A 4,615-nucleotide genomic window follows, 5' to 3' on the forward strand; every position below is an offset into this window, starting at 1 on the left:
CGCGACCACCAGCGCGGCCCCTGCGGCCAGCATCGCCAGCCCACCCGCCTCGGCGGCCGACGGGAGGGCGCCGGTGTCGGCCGCCGCCAGCGCGGCGGTCACCAGGGCGCCGACGCTCAGCACGGCCGTCACGTCCACGGCCGGGGCCAGCGACAGCGCGGTGAACCAACCGGCGACGTAGCAGGCGAGGATGGCGCCGGTCAGCGCCGTCCACCACCAGGCCCGGCCGTCCATGCCCGCGAGGTCGCGCCACCGCCCGCTCACCGCGTCCCAGAGGACCAGCACCACCGCCCCGAGCGCCATCCGCGCCGCTCCCAGCGCGAGCGGTTCGACCTGCGACAGCAGCCGCCTGGCCACGATCACCTCGACCGACCACAGCAGCGTCGCCGCGAGGATCATCAGTTCGCCCGTGCCGAACCGGAACCCGGCCAGGCCGCCGTCGGTGACCGCCTGCCCTGCCACGAGCAGGACGATCGCGGCTGCCTGGACGGCTCCGGACCGCTCCCCCAGCAGGGGCAGCGCCAACAGCGCCACCCAGACCACCAGCGTCTTCTGCAGGAACGCCGCATGAGTGGACGACTCGGCGGCCAGCCCCTCGAAGAACAGGACGAACGGCACGCTGCCGCCGACGACCGCGATCGCGACGATCCCCGCGACCGCCTTCGGCCCCGCCGGAAGCAGCGCCCGGCCCTCCCGCCGCGACGCCCGCGCCCCCGCGAGGACGGCCGCCACCAGCACCGCGGCGGCGACGAGGTTCTTCGCCGTCGTGTAGACCACCGCGTCCCCGGCGGCCCGTACCCCTCGCGCGTTCAGGAAGATCGCGACACCGCTGACCACCGCGGTGCCGGACGCGAACCCGATCCCCCGCGCGTACCCGGTCACGTGTCGCGTCCCATCGTGCCGTCACGCTCCGCCGCCAGCTCCGCCGCCAGCTCTGCGGCCTCGGCCGCGGAGATCTTGCGGACGGCGATACCGGTGTGCACGACCAACCAGTCACCCGTCGCCACTGAGACACCCTCCATGTCGAGGATCACCAGGGAGACCCCGGTTCGCGCCTCCCCGCGTACCACCACGGCCGTGCCGTCGTCGATCCGGACGACCCGGCCGACCTGCTCCACGCACATCATCGCACCCCCGGTTGCGGCGGTCCCGGCACGCGCGGTTCAGCGCGGGACGACGGTGACGGGACAGTGCGCGTGGTGCACGGCGCCGTGCGCGACCGGCCCGAGCCGAGGCGCGTGGCGACCGCGTTCACGGGCGCCCGCCACCAGCAGGGCGGCGTCCCGGGACGCCTCGGCCAACGCGGGCACCGGATGCGTCCTGGGAAGCCGTTCTACCACCTCGACCTGCGGATACCTCGTCCGCCACGGCGCGAGGACCCCGGTGACCTGCTCCCGCAGTTCCGCCTCGATCGCGTCCTCGTCGCTGACGTAACCCGGCTCGGCGAAAGGCGCGTAGACGTACAGTGGCCAGGCGTGGACGACCCGGAGCCGCGCGCCGCGGACGGCGGCGGCGTCGAACGCGAAGTCCAGGGTCGCCTTCTCGTCCTTCCCCAGGTCCAGCCCGACCACGACATCGCCGTCCTCGACCGCCTCCTCGCGGACGATCACGACCGGCACCGGGGACCAGGCGGCCATCCGCAGGCTGGTCGAGCCGAGCAGGAGGCTGGCGAACCCGCCGCGTCCGCGGTTTCCCAGCACGAGCTCGAACGCATCCTCCGACTGCCGGGTGAGGATGGTGAAGGTCTCCCCGGTCTCCCGGACGGTACTGATCTCCAGCTCGGGCGCATGCCGCCGGGCGCGCCGCTCGGCCATCTCCACGACACGTCCGCTGATGTGCGCCAGGCGGTCGACGGTGTCCGACGGCATGAACAGCGGAGTCCGGTACGGCCAGTTCTCGACGGCGTGGACGATCCGCAGCGGCCGACGCCGTCGCAGCGCCTCGGCCGCCGCCCAGTCCACGGCGTGCTCCGCGGACTCCGATCCGTCCACTCCGACGACGACCGGCTCGTTCATCGTTCCTCCCCTGGTATGCCCACTCCCAAGGTGGCCCGGACCGTGGCAGTCGTTCAGGGACGAAAGTCCCCAGTCGGGTCCTTACCTACGGCCAACGGCGTCCCAAGGCGCTTCCCAGAAACCGCATACCTCCGTGACTTCCTCCGAAAGGGCACGTTGCGCCCGGATTTGCGCGAGCACCCTCGTGTGGCGGTTCTTCGGCACTCAGGCACCGCGCTCCGATCCGGGCCGGGCGAATTCCGATCGTTCCTGGGGAGGCGCGGAGGCAAGGCCCGCGGCCTCCTCGTCCATGGTGGTGACGCGGCGGACCGGGGAGAAGAAGACGATCAGCCAGCGGAAGGCCAGGCCGGTCACCCCGATCCACAGCACCGCGCGGACGCCCGCGTACTGGCCGACGATTCCGGCCAGCACGCCGCCCAGCGCCAGCGCGCCCGTGAGCAGGAACCGGGCGGTCGCGTTCATGCGGCCGAGCATGGCGTCCGGGGTGACGTGCTGGCGGAAGCTGACCAGAAGGACGTTGTCGACGCCCACCTTGAACAGGCTCACCGCCCAGCAGAGGCCCGCCGCCCAGAGCAGCGGCCCGCGCTGGACGAGCGCCACGAGCGGCGCGAACGGAGCGACCGCGATCCCGGCGAGCCACAGGGCGCGGCCCACGCCGAGGCGCCGGGCGAGCACGGGAGCGGCCAGCGAGCCGAGGAACGCTCCGGCTCCGCCCGCCGCCAGGAACAGCCCCAGCACACCGGCGGGCAACCGCAGTCCGCTCGTGAACAGCACCAGGAACCCGACCTGGCACATCTGGATGCTGAAATTGGCGAGCGCTCCCTCCAGCATCGTCGGACGCAGGACCGGATGCCCGAGGACGAACCGCAGCCCCTCTCCCACCCCGCGCCGTCCGGACGCCGGGTACGGCCGACCGGATTCGGCGGGACGCAGGTTCCGCAGGAAGCACGCCGACCACAGGTAGCCGAAGGCGTCGACCAGGACGGCGAGGGGCGCGCCGAGGCCCTGGACGACGAAGCCGCCGACCGCGCGGCCCGAGACGTCCGAGACCGTGCTCAGCCCGGCGAGCGCGGCGTTGGCGGCCACAAGACGGCCGCGCCCGACCAGGGCGGGCAGCACGCTGAGGTGCGCGACGTCGAAGAAGACCGTGGCGACGCCGCTGAGCAGCGTCACCGCGTAGAGCTGCGGCAGGGTGAGCACGCCGAGCGCCCACGCGGCCGGCACGGACCCGACCAGACCGGCCCGGACCAGGTCGGCGGCGACCAGGACGCGCCGCTTGCGCATCCGGTCGACCCACGCCCCGGCCGGAAGCCCGACCAGCAGGAACGCGGCGGTGCCGAGCGCGGCCAGCAGCCCGACCTGTCCCGGCCCGGCGTGCAGGACGCTCTGCGCGAGCAGCGGGACGGCGAGCGCGCCCAACTGCGTACTGATCTTGGATGCGGCGGCGGCGGTGAACAGCAGCCGGAAGTCCCGCTCGGCGAGGACGGGTCGCCGCACGGCGTCGAGGGTGGTCGTCATGCGCGGCACCCTCACCGACGACCGCGGGGCGCCTCCACGGATTTAGCCTGGATCGAATCCAGGAGGGACGCACGTGCTCGAACTGACCTTCTCCGCCGACGATCTCGCCGGCACCCGCTTCGCCATCTCACCGCTGTGGGAGACGGTCGCGGCCGTCCGGGTGCTGAAGTACCCCGACGAGCACGCGCTGCACCGCCGGTGGGCCGAGGCCGTCCGGCCGCGCCTGGCCGCCTCGGGGATCCGCCTGCGGCCCCTGTCGGAGCTGGTCGGGCCGAGGCTGATCGCCGCGTTCGCCTGCCCGCCGCCGACCTCCCCCGCCCCCGACCTGGACCTCGAACTCGCCGCCCTGCGCCGCCAGCCCCACGACCGGGTCGCCGCGGACCGCGCGGCGCTCGGACTGCCCCCGGAACCGGACCCGCAGGCCGGTCTCGACCGGCTCGCCGAGACCGTCACCCGGTTCTGGGACGTGGCGCTCGCCCCCTACTGGCCGCGCGTCAGGGCACTGCTGGACGGCGACGTGCTCCACCGCGCGCGGCTGCTCGTCTCCGGCGGCGCACACCGCCTGTTCGCCGACCTCAGCCCGGGCGTCACCTGGATGGGCGACCAGCTGAACGTCCCCCGCGCCCGGCCGGACACGGTCCCTTTGGACGGACGCGGGCTGCTGCTCGTCCCGTCGGTGTTCGCCTGGCCCAAGCTGTTCTCGCTCACCGTGCCCGGCTGGCAGCCGCTGCTGCGGTACCCGGCCCGGGGCGTCGGGACGCTGTGGGAGCACACCGAGCAGGACGCCCCGGCCGCTCTCGCGAAGATCCTCGGCCGGTCCCGGGCCCGCCTGCTCGCCCTGCTGGACGAGCCCGCCGCGACCGGCGACCTCGCCCGCCGGGCGGGCCTGTCGGCGGGCGGCGCCTCCCAGCACCTCACCGCGCTCCGCGACGCCGGGCTCGTCTCGGCGCACCGGACCGGCCGGTACGTCCTGTACGCCCGCACCGAGATCGCCGAAGCGCTCCTCGCCGGCCGGCCCTGACGGCCGCCTCCCGGCCGCACCGGGCGGCCAGGTCGGGCGGCCGGGTCAGGCGGCGGAGGCC

At 74.4% G+C, this 4,615-nt stretch carries 5 protein-coding genes; 1 reads left to right on the forward strand and 4 read right to left on the reverse strand.

Features of this window, described 5'->3' with window-relative positions:
• From DZF91_RS27955 to DZF91_RS27970, 4 genes are all read right to left on the reverse strand, one after another.
• The coding region (locus DZF91_RS27955; protein ID WP_147341419.1) for a DMT family transporter at positions 1–882 on the reverse strand (882 nt) is incomplete at its 3' end.
• The gene (locus DZF91_RS27960; RefSeq protein ID WP_158588063.1) at positions 879–1,118 is read right to left on the reverse strand and encodes a HypC/HybG/HupF family hydrogenase formation chaperone; all 240 of its coding nucleotides are present in this window, start codon (positions 1,116–1,118) and stop codon (positions 879–881) included. The genes DZF91_RS27955 and DZF91_RS27960, both read right to left, overlap by 4 nt.
• 45 nt (positions 1,119–1,163) lie before the next feature.
• A complete protein-coding gene (locus DZF91_RS27965) occupies positions 1,164–2,015 on the reverse strand; it encodes a universal stress protein (protein ID WP_117360119.1) in 852 nt (283 codons plus the stop codon).
• Positions 2,016–2,219: 204 nt separating this feature from the next.
• Positions 2,220–3,533: an MFS transporter gene (locus tag DZF91_RS27970; RefSeq protein ID WP_117360120.1), complete on the reverse strand. Its 1,314-nt coding sequence runs from the start codon at positions 3,531–3,533 to the stop codon at positions 2,220–2,222.
• Positions 3,534–3,606: 73 nt separating this feature from the next.
• Here DZF91_RS27970 and DZF91_RS27975 point away from each other — a divergent pair, with 73 nt between their 5' ends.
• Positions 3,607–4,554 carry an ArsR/SmtB family transcription factor gene (locus DZF91_RS27975; protein ID WP_117360121.1) on the forward strand — a complete coding sequence of 316 codons (948 nt, stop codon included), beginning with the start codon at positions 3,607–3,609 and terminating at the stop codon, positions 4,552–4,554.
• Positions 4,555–4,615 lie beyond the last annotated feature (61 nt).

Origin of the sequence: Actinomadura logoneensis (assembly GCF_003428695.1) — a bacterium.
Taxonomy (GTDB): Bacteria; Actinomycetota; Actinomycetes; order Streptosporangiales; family Streptosporangiaceae; genus Spirillospora; species Spirillospora logoneensis.